10 protein-coding genes are annotated in these 14218 nt (G+C 71.1%); 6 read left to right on the top strand and 4 right to left on the bottom strand.

All coding sequences use genetic code 11. The features are described from left to right. Window positions 1-4 precede the first annotated feature (4 nt). From KF840_06220 to KF840_06210, 3 genes are read left to right on the top strand one after another with little or no spacing between them, the layout of a single operon-like run. Complete coding sequence (locus tag KF840_06220) at window positions 5-577, top strand: peptidyl-prolyl cis-trans isomerase (GenBank protein ID MBX3024489.1); 573 nt, start codon at window positions 5-7, stop codon at window positions 575-577. Beyond that, window positions 574-1236: an HAD family phosphatase gene (locus KF840_06215; GenBank protein MBX3024488.1), complete on the top strand. Its 663-nt coding sequence runs from the start codon at window positions 574-576 to the stop codon at window positions 1234-1236. Before KF840_06220 ends, KF840_06215 begins: the two co-directional genes overlap by 4 nt. Before the next feature lie 28 nt (window positions 1237-1264). Continuing rightward, a complete protein-coding gene (locus tag KF840_06210) occupies window positions 1265-1660 on the top strand; it encodes a DoxX family protein (GenBank protein MBX3024487.1) in 396 nt (131 codons plus the stop codon). 57 nt (window positions 1661-1717) lie between these two features. On the opposite strand, the gene KF840_06205 is transcribed toward KF840_06210, so the two are convergent. The 4 genes from KF840_06205 to KF840_06190 all read right to left on the bottom strand — a co-directional run bounded on the left by KF840_06205 (window position 1718) and on the right by KF840_06190 (window position 9244). Further along, entirely contained in the window at window positions 1718-2734 is a 1017-nt protein-coding gene (locus tag KF840_06205) for a 2-oxoacid:ferredoxin oxidoreductase subunit beta (GenBank protein ID MBX3024486.1), read from the bottom strand. Then, entirely contained in the window at window positions 2731-4617 is a 1887-nt protein-coding gene (locus KF840_06200; protein MBX3024485.1) for a 2-oxoacid:acceptor oxidoreductase subunit alpha, read from the bottom strand. The genes KF840_06205 and KF840_06200 overlap by 4 nt, the downstream gene beginning before the upstream one ends. Window positions 4618-4854: 237 nt before the next feature. Then, on the bottom strand, window positions 4855-6420 hold the full coding sequence (locus tag KF840_06195; GenBank protein ID MBX3024484.1) for an Rne/Rng family ribonuclease: 1566 nt from the start codon (window positions 6418-6420) through the stop codon (window positions 4855-4857). A gap of 7 nt (window positions 6421-6427) precedes the next feature. Next, a complete protein-coding gene (locus KF840_06190; GenBank protein ID MBX3024483.1) occupies window positions 6428-9244 on the bottom strand; it encodes a TIGR03960 family B12-binding radical SAM protein in 2817 nt (938 codons plus the stop codon). A 225-nt stretch (window positions 9245-9469) separates the two neighbouring features. Here KF840_06190 and KF840_06185 point away from each other — a divergent pair, with 225 nt between their 5' ends. The 3 genes from KF840_06185 (at window position 9470) to smc (ending at window position 14214) form a co-directional block, all read left to right on the top strand. Beyond that, a complete protein-coding gene (locus KF840_06185) occupies window positions 9470-9844 on the top strand; it encodes a hypothetical protein (protein ID MBX3024482.1) in 375 nt (124 codons plus the stop codon). Between the two features lie 80 nt (window positions 9845-9924). Then, window positions 9925-10521 carry an HNH endonuclease gene (locus tag KF840_06180; GenBank protein ID MBX3024481.1) on the top strand — a complete coding sequence of 199 codons (597 nt, stop codon included), beginning with the start codon at window positions 9925-9927 and terminating at the stop codon, window positions 10519-10521. Window positions 10522-10635: 114 nt separating this feature from the next. Then, window positions 10636-14214 (top strand): chromosome segregation protein SMC, encoded by a 3579-nt coding sequence (gene smc, locus KF840_06175; GenBank protein MBX3024480.1) that lies wholly within the window; start codon window positions 10636-10638, stop codon window positions 14212-14214. The last annotated feature ends 4 nt before the right edge of the window (window positions 14215-14218 follow it).

Genomic DNA, 14218 nt, shown 5'->3' with positions numbered 1-14218 from the left:
GGTGATGCGGGCATTGATGGTGGCAGTGTTGATGGTGGGTCTGAGCGCGGCCGGGGCGCGGGGCGCGGACAGCAACCCCGTCGTGGTCATGAAGACCTCGATGGGGACGATCAAGATCGAGCTCGACCGCGAGAAGGCCCCGGTGTCGACCGAGAACTTCATCGCCTACGTGAACGACAAGTTCTACGACGGCACGATCTTCCATCGCGTCATCCCCGACTTCATGATCCAGGGCGGCGGCTTCGACAAGGAGATGAACCAGAAGACGACGAAGGCGCCGATCAAGAACGAGGCGGGTAACGGGCGCAAGAACACCAAGGGCACCGTCGCCATGGCGCGCACCAGCGATCCCAACAGCGCCACGGCGCAGTTCTTCATCAACACCAAGGACAACGCCTTCCTCGACCACCGCGACGACAGCGTCCAGGGGTACGGCTACGCGGTGTTCGGCACGGTGGTCGACGGCATGGACGTGGTCGAGAAGATCTCGGCCGTGCCGACCACGACCAAGCTGCCGCACCAGAACGTGCCGGTGACGCCGGTGGTCATCGAGAGCGTGGTGGTCGAGAAGAAGTGAGCACCGCGACGCCCGACGCCGGCGTCATCTTCGACCTCGACGGCGTCATCATCGATTCGGAAGCGCTGCAGCACCGGGCCTACAACCTGGTGCTGCGGCGCTTCGGCATCGAGGTCGACGCGGTCGTCTACGGCCGCGAGTGGATCGCCGCCGGGCGCGGGCCGGAGTACGCGGTGCGCGAGCTCGGCCTGCCGATCTCGGCGAGCGAGCTGCGGCGGTTGAAGGATCCCGTCTACCACGAGCTGCTGCGGCGCGAGATCCAGCTCATCCCCGGCGCGCGCGCGGCGCTCGAGCGCCTGCGCCCCCGCTTCCCCTTGGCGGTGGCGACCAATTCGCACGCCACCGACGTCGACTTCGTGCTCGCGCGCTTCGCGTTGACGCCCCTGTTCACGGCGGTCGTCACCCGCGAGCACTACGTCGAGGCCAAGCCGGCGCCGGACGCGTTCGCCACCGCCGCGGCGCGACTCGGGCTCGCCCCGGCGCGCTGCGTGGTGATCGAGGACGCGACCAAGGGGATCCGCGCCGCCGCCGCCGCCGGCTGCGCCTGCATCGCCTTCCCGCACGACTACACGGCGGACAACGACACCAGCTCGGCGCAGGCGGTGATCCGCTCGCTGGACGAGCTGACGGTGGAGCTGGTTCAAGGCGTGCTCCACTGACCGCGCGGCGCACACACGGAGGCAAGCGATGGATCCAGAGGTGATGGGACGATTCCTGGTGACGGCCTTCTTCGCCGTCGTCTTCCTGCAATCGGCGCTCGACAAGCTGACCGACTCGGCCGGCAACCTCGAGTTCCTGGCCGGGCACTTCAAGAACAGCCCGTTCCCGCCGGCGATGGTGACGCGGATGTTCTGGATCCTCACCGCGCTGGAAGCGCTGGCCGGGGTGCTGTGCGGGCTCGGGATCGTGTTCTTCAGCTTCACCCGCGCCGGCGTCAACCTCGCCTCGCTCGGGTTGACGGTGTCCGGCCTGGCCCTGCTGGCCCTGATCACCGGCCAGCGCTTCGCCAAGGACTACGCCGGGGCCGCAGTGGTGGCGGCGTACGTCGCCGTCGACCTCGTGGGGTTGCTCTTCTTCGCCTGAAGCCTTCACCGCGGAGGCGCGGAGCGAGCGCTGCGCCGCCGCGTCTCCGCGGTGAAATCAGCTCACGTCCCAGGTATCGCCCTGGGCGAAGAGGGCGTCGAGGTCGCCGGCGCCGAGCTTGGCCTTGGCCTGCGCCACCTGGGCGTTGATCGCCTCGTCGTAGGTCGGGCGCTGCACGGCGCGCAGCACGCCGAGCGGCACCGGGAAGGCCGGCGTGTGCATGGCGCCGAGCAGGAAGGCGAGGGTGGCGTCCTGCTCGTCGTGCACCAGCAGGTCGGCGGCGGTGATGCCGTTGCCGAGCTGCACGACCTCCAGCCGGTGGCCGTTCATGCGGATGCCCTTGTCGCGCTGCTTGCCGAACAGCATCGGCTTGCCGTGCTCGAGCACCAGCGCGTTGTCCGGCTTGCTGTCCTTGTCGCTGATCGCCGACCAGGCGCCATCGTTGAAGATGTTGCAGTTCTGCAGGATCTCGACGAACGCGGTGCCGCGGTGCTGGCTGGCGCGGCGGATCATCTCCTGCAGGTGCTTGGCGTCGACGTCGACCGTGCGGGCGACGAACGTCGCCTCGGCGCCGAGCGCGACCGACACCGGGTTGAGCGGGTAGTCGATCGAGCCGAGCGGGGTCGACTTCGTCACCTTGCCCATCTCCGAGGTCGGCGAGTACTGGCCCTTGGTGAGGCCGTAGATGCGGTTGTTGAACAGCAGCAGGTTGAGATCGATGTTGCGCCGCAGCGCGTGCAGCATGTGGTTGCCGCCGATGCTGAGGCCGTCGCCGTCGCCGGTCACCACCCACACCGAGAGCTCCGGCCGCGCCGCCTTCAGGCCGGTGGCGATCGCCGGCGCCCGGCCGTGGATGGAGTGAAAGCCGTAGGTGTTCATGTAGTACGGGAAGCGGCTCGAGCAGCCGATGCCGGAGACGAAGACCACGTTCTCGCGCGCGATGCCGAGCTCCGGCATCACCTTCTGCACCTGGGCGAGGATCGAGTAGTCGCCGCAGCCGGGGCACCAGCGGACGTCCTGGTCGGTGACGAAATCCTTGCGCGACAGCGCCGTCGGCGCGGTGATGGTGCTCATCGGGACGACTCCAGCATCCGGGTGGCCTTGCTCACCACCTCGCTGACCTTGAACGGTTGGCCCTGGATCTTGTTCAGGCCGACGGCGTCGACGAGGTACTCGGCGCGGATCAGCCGCACCAACTGGCCCATGTTGAGCTCCGGCACCAGCACGCGCCTGAAACGCGCCAGCACCTCGCCGAGGTCGCCGGGCAGCGGATTCAGGAAGCGCAGGTGGGCGTGGCCGACCCGTTTGCCCTGCGCGGTCAGGACACGCGTCGCGGCCTCCAGGGAGCCGTAGGTGCTGCCCCAGCCGAGCAGCAGCAGGTCGCCCTCGCCGGCGCCGCGCACCTCGGTGGGCGGGATCTCGCGCGCGATGCCGGCGATCTTGCGCGCCCGCACCCGCACCATCTGCTCGTGATTGGCCGGCGCGTAGCTGACGTTGCCGGTGAGGTAGTCCTTCTCCAGCCCACCGATGCGGTGCTCGAGGCCCGGGGTGCCGGGGATCGCCCACGGGCGCGACAGGGTCTCGGGATCGCGCAGGTAGGGATAGAAGCCGTTCGGATCGGTGCGGAAGACGGCGCGGATCTCCGGCAGGTCGGCGGCGCGCGGGATCGCCCACGGCTCGGCGCCGTTCGCCAGGTAGCCGTCGGAGAGGAAGAACACCGGCGTCATGTAGGCGACCGCGATGCGCACCGCCTCGAACGCCATCTGGAAGCACTCGGCCGGCGTCGCCGGAGCGAGGATCGGCACCGGCGAGTCGCTGTTGCGGCCGAACATGGCGAGCAGCAGGTCGGCCTGCTCGGTCTTGGTCGGCAGCCCGGTGCTCGGGCCGCCGCGCTGGATGTCGGCGATGACCACCGGCAACTCGGTGGCGACCGCGAGGTTGATCGCCTCGGACTTGAGGCAGATGCCCGGACCGCTGGTCGTGGTCAGCGCGATGGCGCCGCCGAACGCCGCGCCGAGCGCCGAGCCGACGCCGGCGATCTCGTCCTCGGCCTGGAAGGTGAGGACGTCGAAATTCTTGTAGGTGGCCAGCTCGTGCAGGATGTCGCTCGCCGGCGTGATCGGATAGCTGCCGAGGAAGAGCGGCCGTCCGGCGCGCCGCGCCGCGGCCACGAAGCCGAGCGCCGCCGCCTGGTTGCCGGTGATGTTGCGATAGCGGCCCGGGGCGATGGTCGCCGGGCCGACCTTGTAGGCGGTGCGGAACATCTCCGCCGTCTCGCCGAAGTTCCAGCCCGCTCGCAGCACCCGGACGTTGGCGTCGCCGAGGGCGGCGTTCTTGGCGAACTTCGCCTGGATCCACTTGATCGTCGGTTCGATCGGCCGTTGGAACAGCCAGGACGTCAGGCCGAGGGCGAAGAAGTTGCGCGAGCGCATCATGGTGCGCGTCGGCAGGCCGAGGTCCTTCAGCGCGTTGATGGTGAGCTTGGTGATGTCGACCTGGAACACCTGGAAGCGGTTGAGCGAATCGTCGGCGAGCGGATTGCTCGCGTATTCTGCCTTGCGCAGGTTCTGTTCGTTGAACTGTTCCTTGTCGACGATGAGGATGCCGTTCGGCTGCAGGTCGCCGATGTTCACCTTCAGCGCCGCCGGGTTCATCGCCACCAGCACGTCGGGCGCGTCGCCGGGCGTGAACACGTCGCGACTGGAGAAGTGGAGCTGAAAACCGCTGACGCCGGCGAGGGTGCCCGCCGGAGCGCGGATCTCGGCCGGGAAGTCGGGCAGGGTGCTCAGGTCGTTGCCGGCGAGCGCGGTCTCGTTGGTGAAGTGCTGTCCCGCGAGCTGCATGCCGTCGCCGGAATCGCCGGCGAAGCGGATGACGACCTCGTCGCGCTCTTCGATCGCCTTGGCGCCGCTGGCGCCGGCCCCTGCCGCCACCGCGGTGGCGCTGTCTGATTCCATTCTGCTTGGTCCTCGCCTCTCGTCCGCCGCCCGCCCCGCCGCACCGCACCCCAAGGGTCGACGCCGCACCGCGCAACGTCGACTCGCAGCTATATCGACGCCCTGACAGCGATTCAACGGGGTTTGGCAGCGCCTCCGTGCGCCCCCGACGCGGGGGCTTGCGCCGCCGCGAGGATGCCCCGGACGGGTTGCCACCCGGGGGGACGCGGGCGCCGGCCATGCGCCCCCGGGCCGCGGCTACTTGGCGGCTTCCTTGGCGACCACCGGGAGGATCGCGTAGTCGACCGACGCATCGCTGCGTTCGCTGACGGCGATCGGCACGCCCAGCTCGCGCTCGATCTCGCGCAGCGCGGCGGGTTCGTACTGGTGGAGGAAGGCGAGCACCGGGCCCGGGAGGGCGACCTCGAGCCGCTGCACGGCGCCGTTGAGCGTCGCTTCCCGGCGGATGCGGCGCAGCGCCTCGTAGGCGGTGGTGGCGACGCCCTTCACCAGGCCGCGCTGATTGCAGGTCGGGCAGGGCTCGCACAGGCGCTGCGCCAGGCTCTCGCGCGTCCGCTGCCGGGTCATCTCGACCAGGCCGAGCTCGGAGATCCCGAGGATGGTGGCGCGCGCCTTGTCGCCCTTGATCGACTCGTTGAGCGCCGCCAGCACCGCCTTGCGGTCCTCGGCATGGTCCATGTCGATGAAGTCGATGATGATCAGGCCGCCGATGTTGCGCAGGCGGAGCTGGTCGGCGATCACCCGCGCCGCCTCGAGGTTGGTGCGCAGCGCCGTCTCCCGCTGGTCGGTCTTGCCGATGAAGCGGCCGGTGTTGACGTCGATCGCGGTCAGCGCCTCGGTATGGTCGATGACGATGTAGCCGCCCGACTTCAGCCACACCTTGCGCTCCAGCGCCTTGTTGATCTGCGCCTCGATGCCGTAGCGCTCGAAGATCGGCTCGGGCAGCTCGTAGAGCTCGACGCGCGGCCGGGCGCGCGGCATCACCTCGTCGGTGAAGTCGAGGATGCGCTGGTAGTCGCGCCGATTGTCCACCATCACCCGGGTGACGTCGCTCGCCGACAGGTCGCGCATGGTGCGCAGGATCACGTCGAGCTCCTGGTGCAGGATCGCCGGCGCCGGCAGGCTCTCCGCCTTGCGCGACAGGTGCTGCCACTGGCGGCGCAGGAGGCGCAGGTCGGACTGGATCTCGCGCTTCGACACGCCCTCGCAGGCGGTGCGGATGATGATGCCGCCGCTCTCCGAGGCGACGGCCTCCACCGCTTCGCGCAGGCGCTGCCGCTCCTCCTCGCTCGCCAGCCGCCGCGAGATGCCGATCTGGTTGCTGTATGGCAGGTACACCAGGTAGCGGCCGGGCAGGGAGATGTTGGAGGTCAGGCGCGCGCCCTTGCTGCCGATCGGCTCCTTGCTGATCTGGACGATGACGTCCTGACCCTTCTGCAGCCGCTCCTCGATCGGCGGCAGCACGCGGGCGCGGCGGCCGCCGGCGTCCTCGGCGCCCGCGCTCGCGGCGTCATCGCCGGGCGGCGTGTCCGGCGTGTCGGGGGGCGTCTCGCGCAGCGCGTACTCGTCGGCGCTGAGCGGGAAGAAGTCGGCGCCGGGCAGGAACGCGGCCTTCTCCAGGCCGATGTCGACGAACGCGGCCTGCATGCCCGGCAGGACGCGCAGCACGCGGCCCTTGCAGATGCTGCCGGCCAGGCTGCGCTCGCGCACCCGCTCGATCTGGATCTCGAGCAGGCGGGCGTTCTCCATCGTGGCGACGCGCGCCTCCTGGGGCGTCGAGTTGATGATGATCTGCCGCGCCACGAACGACCTACGCCGAGGCGCTCGCCGCCGCGACCTGCGGCGCGTCGGCGCCGCGCCGGAACGCGTGGGTCTTGGTGAGGGGCAGGGCGCGGGCCGTCTCGACGTCGAGGTCGAGCAACGCCGCCAGCAGCTCGGTCGGCTTCAGCGACCCGGCGGGCGAGAAGGCGACGTCGATCTCCACCAGGTGCGGCGCGACGCGGATCAGGCGATGCACCAGCGGGCGCGCGTCGACGGTCTTCTCGGTCCGGCCGCCGCGCTTGCGCAGCGGGAAGGCGTCGCGGGCGAGGAAGTCGGAGAGCCGGGCGTCGATCCAGGCGCCGCCGTCGCCGTTGAACAGCTCGCCGATGTCGACGCGATAGCGGAAGCCGACCAGGTCGTGCTCCAGGCTGGGGGCGCGCAGGGCGATCGCCTCGGCGGCGAGAATGGTGAGGCCGTCGGGCAGGTGGGCGCCGAAGCGGCGGGCGATCTCGTCCACCGGCAGCGCGGCGGTGAGGTCGATGTCGACCGCTTCGCAGTCGCTCTCGGCGCCGACCGGCAGGCCGGGGCTGAAGCGCAGGCGCGGCGCCGGCCGGTGGCCCTGGCTGAAGGCGAGCGGCAGGTGGGCGCGCCGACAGGCGCGGTCGAAGACCTCGATCAGCTCGAGATGGCTGATGAAGCGGGCGCGGGCGCGCTTGGCGTAGGTGAGGCGGATCCGCATGCGGGGCGGCAGGATCGCGATCGGCGGCGCCAGCGCCTCGGTGCCGGCGTTGATCCACTCCTCGGCGTTGCCGAGTCCGGGCTGCGCGGCGGCGGGCGCCGGCGCGGCCGGCGGCGGCGGCGCGGCGACGCTCGCAGGCTGTCGCGGCCGCTGCGCGCGGCGGCCGGCCGCCTGCTTCTGCTGCAGCTTCTGCCAGCCGCGCGGCTCCCAGCTCCCGGGCGCCGCCGGCAACTCGCCGCCGACCGCGACGTGGGCCCAGTTGTCGACCACCGCGCCTCGATGCTCGCCGCCCTTGGCGCCCTTCAGATGGTAGGTGACGTTGCGCACCTGGGTGAAGTCGCAGGCGCCGCAGTAGGTGCAGCGCTCGATCGAACAGTCGGGGGTCAGCCGCCCCTCGACGGCGTAGGCGAGCTCGCGCTGCAGGTAGGCCTTGGTGACGCCGCTGCTGAGATGATCCCAGGGCAGGGCCTCGTTGAGGTAGCGGCGGCGCAGGTAGTCGCTGGGCTCGATGCCGGTTTCGGCCAGCGCTGCCTCCCAGGCGTCGAAGCGGCAGTGCTCGGTCCAGCCGTCGAAGCGGCAGCCGCGCGCGTAGGCGGCCAGCAGCAGCGGTGCCAGCTCGCGGCCGCCGCGCGAGAAGATGCCCTCGAGGTACGAGGTCCGGGCATCGTGCCACTTGAAGCGGATGCGGCGCTTGCCGAGCTCGCGGCGCAGCAGCGACTGGCGGGCCTCGGTCTCGGCGACGTCGATCTGCGCCGACCACTGGAACGGCGTGTGCGGCTTGGGGACGAAGGTCGACACGCTGGCGGTCACCTCGACCCGCCCCTTGCCGGTGGCGGCGACCTTGGCGGCGAGATCGGCGATGGCGACCAGGTCCGTCTCGTCCTCGCCCGGCAGGCCGAGCATGAAGTAGAGCTTCAGGGCGCGCCAGCCGAGGCCGAAGATCTGCCGCGCCGCCTCGATCAGCTCCTCCTCCTCGTACTCCTTCTGGATGATGTCGCGCAGGCGCTGCGAGCCGGCCTCCGGGGCGAGCGTGAAGCCGGTCTTGCGGACGCGGCGGATCTGCTCGAGGAGCGACGGCGCCAGCGCGTCGACGCGGGTGGAGGGCAGCGACACCGCGACGCGCTCGCCGGCGAAGCGGTTCATCAGCTCGGTGAGCACCGGGTTGACGCAACTGTAGTCGCCGGTGCTCAGGCTGAGCAGCGACAGCTCGTCGCTGCCGGTCGCCGCCACGGCGCGCTCGGCCTGCGCCAGCACCCGGCGCGGGTCGCGCTCGCGCAGCGGCCGGTAGATGTAGCCGGCCTGGCAGAAGCGGCAGCCCTTGACGCAGCCGCGCATCACCTCCAGCGACGGCCGGCCGTGGACGACGCGGATGTTGGGCACCACGTGCGTGTCGGCGATCGGCACGGCGTCGAGGTCGCGCAGGATGCGCTTCTCGACCACCGGCGGCAGCTCCGGCCGCCGCGGCGCGACGGCGACCAGGCGACCGCGTGCGTCCCGCTGTGGCGCGTAGAACGCCGGCACGTAGACGCCCGGCACCTCGGCCAGCGCTGCCAGCAGCGCCCCGCGGTCGCGCCCGTTCCAGCGCTTGTACGCCTCGCACAGATCGTGGATCGCCTCCTCGCCGTCGCCGAGCAGCACGGCGTCGAGGAAGTCGGCGATCGGCTCGGGATTGAAGGCGCAGGGGCCGCCGGCGACGACCAACGGATCGTCGGCGCCGCGCGCCGCGGCGCGCAGCGGGATGCCGCCGAGGTCGAGCATCGCCAGGATGTTCGTGTACGTCAGCTCGTACTGCAGGCTGAAGCCCACCAGGTCGAACTCGCGCAGCGGCGTATAGGTTTCGAGCGAGACCAGCGGATGGCCGGCCCGCCGCAGCACCGCCTCGAGATCGAACCAGGGCGCGTAGACCCGTTCCGCATAGACATCGGGCCGGCGGTTCAGCAGGTCGTAGAGGAGCTGCAGGCCGGGGTGCGACTGCGCGATCTCGTAGACCTCCGGGAAGGCGAGCGCGAAGCGCAGCTCGACCGCCGCCGGATCCTTGCGCACCACCCCGAGCTCGTTGCCGAGATAGCGGCCCGGCTTCTCGACGCGGGCCAGCAGTCGTTCGTAGGTCTCGGCGCACACGGGCATCTACAGCGGTCCTCGGCGGTCCTCGGGCGCCGGATGATATGGGCAAGCCACGATGGGGGCAACCGACCGCCCGCCAGAGGCGCAATGCAGCGCGAAGCGCGGGCCATAAGGTCCTACGATTGCGACTGAAAATGACCCGCGCGGCCCTGGCTGAGCGGCCGCGGAGCGCCGGCTGCGGCGGCGCTGCCGGTTGACACACCGCGCGGCGGCGGCCATCCGACGCGGGTGTCCTCGCTCCCGCGCGCCGTCGTCGCCCTGGCCCTGCTCCTCCTGGGGGCACCGCCCGCGGGGGCGGCCGCCGGGCCCGCGCCGACCCCGCGCTTCAGCGGCGAAGGGGCGTTCACCCTCGACTGCCACGGGACGACCACGGCCGACGGCCAGGTGACCGCCGACACGCGCCGCTACGACGTCGACACCAGGCGCTGCACGGTGGCCCCGTGGTCGGCGGCGCGCTGCAAGTGCATCGACGAGACCATCGCCTGCGACAACCGCAACGCGGGACGGCGCGAGGGACTGGTCATAAACCGTCTGACCACGAAGGTCATGGAGTATCGGGCCGGCTGGCGCTTCGAGGGCCGCTGCAAGCGCCGCGCGCCTTGACTTCAAAACGGTGGCTCAGTAACGCTCGCCGGAAGTAACCACGGCGAGGAGGTTGCGTGCCAATGGTGGCGGGGGCGGTAGTGCTCAACACCAAGGTGTTGGTCCTCAACCGGAATTTCCTTCCGGTTCACGTCACCTCGGTGCGCCGTGCGTTCTCCCTCCTGTACCAGGGGCTCGCCGAGGCGGTCGACGATCAGTACCGCACGTTCGATTTCGACAGTTGGTCGGCGCTGTCGGCATCGGTGCACGAGGACACGATCGGTCTCGTGGACCGCGTCATCCGCGTGCCGCGGGTGATCCTGCTCCTGACCTACGACCGCATCCCCAGGCGCCAGGTGCGGTTCAACCGCTTCAACGTCTACGCCCGCGACCGCAACACCTGCCAGTACTGCGGCCAGCGCCTGCCGCGGGTCGAGCTCAACCTCGACCACGTCATCCCGCGCTCGCAGGGTGGCATGTCCACCTGGGAGAACATCGTCTGCTCCTGCCATGCCTGCAACCGCCGCAAGGGCGGTCGCACCCCGAAGGAAGCCGGGATGAAGCTGCTGCATCCACCCCGCCGCCCGGAGTGGACCCCCTTCATGCTCGAGACCTTCAGCCTGCGCCGCTACCGCGAGTGGCTGCCGTTCCTGTCGACGGTCGACGCCGCGTACTGGAATACCGAGCTGCAGCCGTAGCTACCCCCATCCACAATATATGGGGGAATCCGTGTCCCGACTCCCCAAGTTCTTGACCGTTTCCACGGCCTGTGCGATGGAGCCGGAAACCGAGGCGGAGGGGGAGGAAGCGGCATGCGGATCAAGCAGCTCGAGCTGGTTGGGTTCAAGTCATTCCCCCAGCGAACCGTCCTCGACTTCCCTTCGGGCGTGACCGGGGTGGTCGGGCCGAACGGCTGCGGCAAGTCGAACATCGTCGACGCCATCCGCTGGGTCCTCGGCGAGCAGAGCCCGAAACACCTCCGCGGCGATGCCATGGAGGCGGTCATCTTCAACGGCAACGAGCGGCAGTCCCCGTTGGGGATGGCGGAGGTCTCGCTGACCTTCGACAACGACCGTCCGTTGGCGCCGCCGAGCGAGCTCGACCTCGAGGTGTCGACCCTGCCGGCGCACATCCGCGAGCTGCCCGAGATCACCATCACCCGCCGCTACTTTCGCTCCGGCGAGGCGGAGTACCTGATCAACCGCATGCCGTGCCGGCTGAAGGACATCACCGAGCTGTTCCTGGGCACCGGCGTCGGCTCGAAGGCCTACGCGATCATCGAGCAGGGGCGCGTCGAACAGCTCATCAACGCCAAGCCGGAGGATCGTCGCCTGTTCATCGAGGAGGCCGCCGGCACGACGCTCTACCGCGCCCGCAAGCAGGCGGCGGAGCGCAAGATGGAACGGACGCGCGAGAACCTGTCGCGGGTCAACGACATCCTGCACGAGATCGATCGCCAGACGCAGTACCTGGAGCGCCAGGCCAAGAAGGCGGAGGCGCACAAGCGCCTGGTCGAGGAGCTGCGCGGCCTCGAGCTGCGGGTGAGCGGCCGGCAGTGGCAGGCGCTGCAGCGGGATCTGGCGGCGCTCGACGCCACCCGCGAGCGCCTGGCCGGCGATGCCGAACGCCTGCGCGGCGAGCTGGACGCGAACCAGGACGCGCACCAGGCGGCGGCCGCCGCCGTGGCCGACGCCGAGCATCGCCACGCCGCGGCGCGCGAGCAGCTCGCGGTGCTCGAGGCCGAGCGGCTGAGCGTTCAGCAGCGCATCGCCATGCTCGAGGAGCAGCGCGCCGAGCGCGAGCGGCGTTCGGTCCGACTCGGCGAGGATGCGGACGCGGCGCGCGCCGCGCAGGCGACGACCAGCGAGCGCGTGCGGCAGGCGGAACGCGAACGCGAGGCGTCGGCGCAGTACCTGGCGTTCGACGAGGGCGAGCTCCTGAAGTGCGAGGAGGCGCTGGCCGCCGGGCGCAACGCGCTGGCGACCCTGTCGGCGGCGCTGGAGGCGGCGAAGGGCGCGCTCGTCGAGCACGTCACCCGCGAGGTGGAGGTGCGCAACGGCCTCGCCAGCCTGACCCGGCGGCGCGAGGAGATCGCCCGCCAGCTCGACAAGCTGCGCGGCGAGGAGCGCGCGCTGGAGCAGCGGCGCGAGGAGATCGACGCGCACCTGACGACCCGCCGCGCCGACCTCGAGCGGCTGCGCGGCGAGCTGGCGCAGGCCACCGGCGAGCAGGAGGCGCGCGCCAACGAGCTGCGCGCCCTCGCCGAGGCGCGCCGGCGCTGGGAGCGGCAGGCGGTGGAGGTCGAGGGCGTGTTCGTGCAGGCGGGGTCGCGCCTCGCCTCGCTGGAGCAGATCCAGTCGAATTACGAGGGCTATCATCGCGGCGTGCGCGCCATCATGCGCGAGGAACAGCACCCCGACGGCGTGCTCGGCGTCGTCGCCGACGTCATCGACATTCCACAGCAGTACGAGCGCGCCGTCGCGGCGGTCCTCGGCGAGCGCCTGCAGTACGTCATCGTGCGCGGCGAGGAAGAGGGCGCCGAGGCGGTCGACCGCCTGCGCCAGGAGGCGATGGGGCGCTCGAGCTTCATCCCCCTGCAGCCGCGCGTGCCCGACCTCGCCGCCGTGCAGAGCCTGAACGGCACCTCGCGCCAGATGCTCGACCTGGTGCGGGTGCGCGACGAGTACCGCAGCGTCGCCCAGGCGCTGCTCGGCGAGGTGGTGCTGGTGCCGGATCTGGCGACGGCGATCGCGATGTGGCGCCAGCATGGCGTGCGCGTGACCCTGGTGACGCCGGACGGCGACGTGCTGGATCCGAGCGGCGTCATCACCGGCGGGTCGGACCGGCCGATCGAGGAGGAGCTGCTGGCGCGCCGGAGGGAGATCGAGCAGTTGCGCGAGAGCGCGGCGCGCAGCGGTCGCGAGCTCGCGGAGGTGCGGGCGCAGCTCGAGGAGGTCGGGCACGCGATGACCGCCGCCGAGACGGCGGTGCAGTCGCTCGGCGAGGGCGCGCACCAGTTGACGGTGCAGATCGTCGCCGCCGAGAAGGACATCGAGCGCCTCGAGATCGAGCGCCCGCAGTGCTGCAGCCGGCGGGACGTCGTGCGCTACGAGATCGAGAGCCTGCTGGACGAGGAGCGCGCCGCCGCGGCCGACGAGGTGGCCCTGCGCCAGCGGCACGACGAGCTCGCCCGCCAGCACCAGGCGCTGGAGCAGGCGCTGATCGAGCGCCGCGCCGAGACCGACGAGGCGGTGGCGCGCGCCGAGGCGCTGACCAGCCAGGTGACGACGGTGAAGGTGCGCGTCGCCGAGCGCCGCGAACGCCAGGCCGCCGCCGCGGCGGCGGTCGAGGCGCTGCGCCGCCAGCAGCGCGAGCTCGACGAGCGGCTGACCGCCCTGCAGGCCGAGCGCGAGCAGGCGGAGGGCGAGCGGGCGACACTGGAGCAGGACGTCGCCACGGCGCGCGCCCGCGAGGTGGAGCAGGTCGCGCAGCGCGCCGCCCTCGAGGCGGCGGTGGCCGCCGGCGCGGTCGCGGTCGAGGCGGCGGGTGGCGGCCTGCGCGCCGCCGAACAGCGGGGGCGGGAGCTGCAGGCGGCGATCGACGAGCTGCGGACGGCGCAGAGCCAGGCGGAGATCGCGCGCTCGGAGGCGCGCCTGCGCGGCGAGCACCTGGTCGGGGCGATGCGCGAGAAATACGAGGTCGACCTGGCCACCCTCGAACCGGTGGCGAGTGACGAGGACGTGAACGAGGAGGAGGAGCGGGCGCGGGTCGACGCGGTGCGCCAGCGCCTGCTGCGCCTGGGCGAGGTCAACGTCGGCGCCATCGACGAGCTGCGGGAGTTCGAGGAGCGCGGCACGTTCCTGCGCACCCAGCGCGACGACCTGCAGGCCTCGCTCGCCGACCTCGAGCGGACGATCCAGAAGCTCAACCGCGCCTCCCGCACCAAGTTCGCCGAGACCTTCGCCAAGGCCAACGAGACCTTCCAGCGCGTCTTCCCGCGCCTGTTCCGCGGCGGCGAGGGCAAACTGGTGCTCACCAACGAGCACGACCTGCTCGAGAGCGGCGTCGAGATCGTCGTCCGCCCGCCGGGAAAGCGGCTCGACACCGTCAGCCTGCTCTCGGGCGGCGAGAAGGCGCTGGTGGCGGTGAGCCTGATCTTCTCGCTCTTCCTCATCAACCCGACCCCGTTCTGCATTCTCGACGAGGTCGACGCCCCGCTCGACGACGCCAACATCGGCCGCTACAGCCAGATGATCAAGGAGATGAGCGCCCACTCGCAGTTCATCCTGATCACCCACAACAAGCGGACGATGGAGAGCGCCGACATCCTGTACGGCGTCACCATGCAGGAGCCCGGCGTGTCGAAGGTGATCTCGGTCGCCATCAACTGATCGC

Source organism: bacterium (assembly GCA_019637795.1).
In the GTDB taxonomy this organism is placed as follows: domain Bacteria; phylum Desulfobacterota; class Binatia; order HRBIN30; family CADEER01; genus JAHBUY01.
The sequence above is the reverse complement of the archived record's forward strand: the minus strand, read 5'-3'. Positions and strand labels throughout refer to the sequence as shown.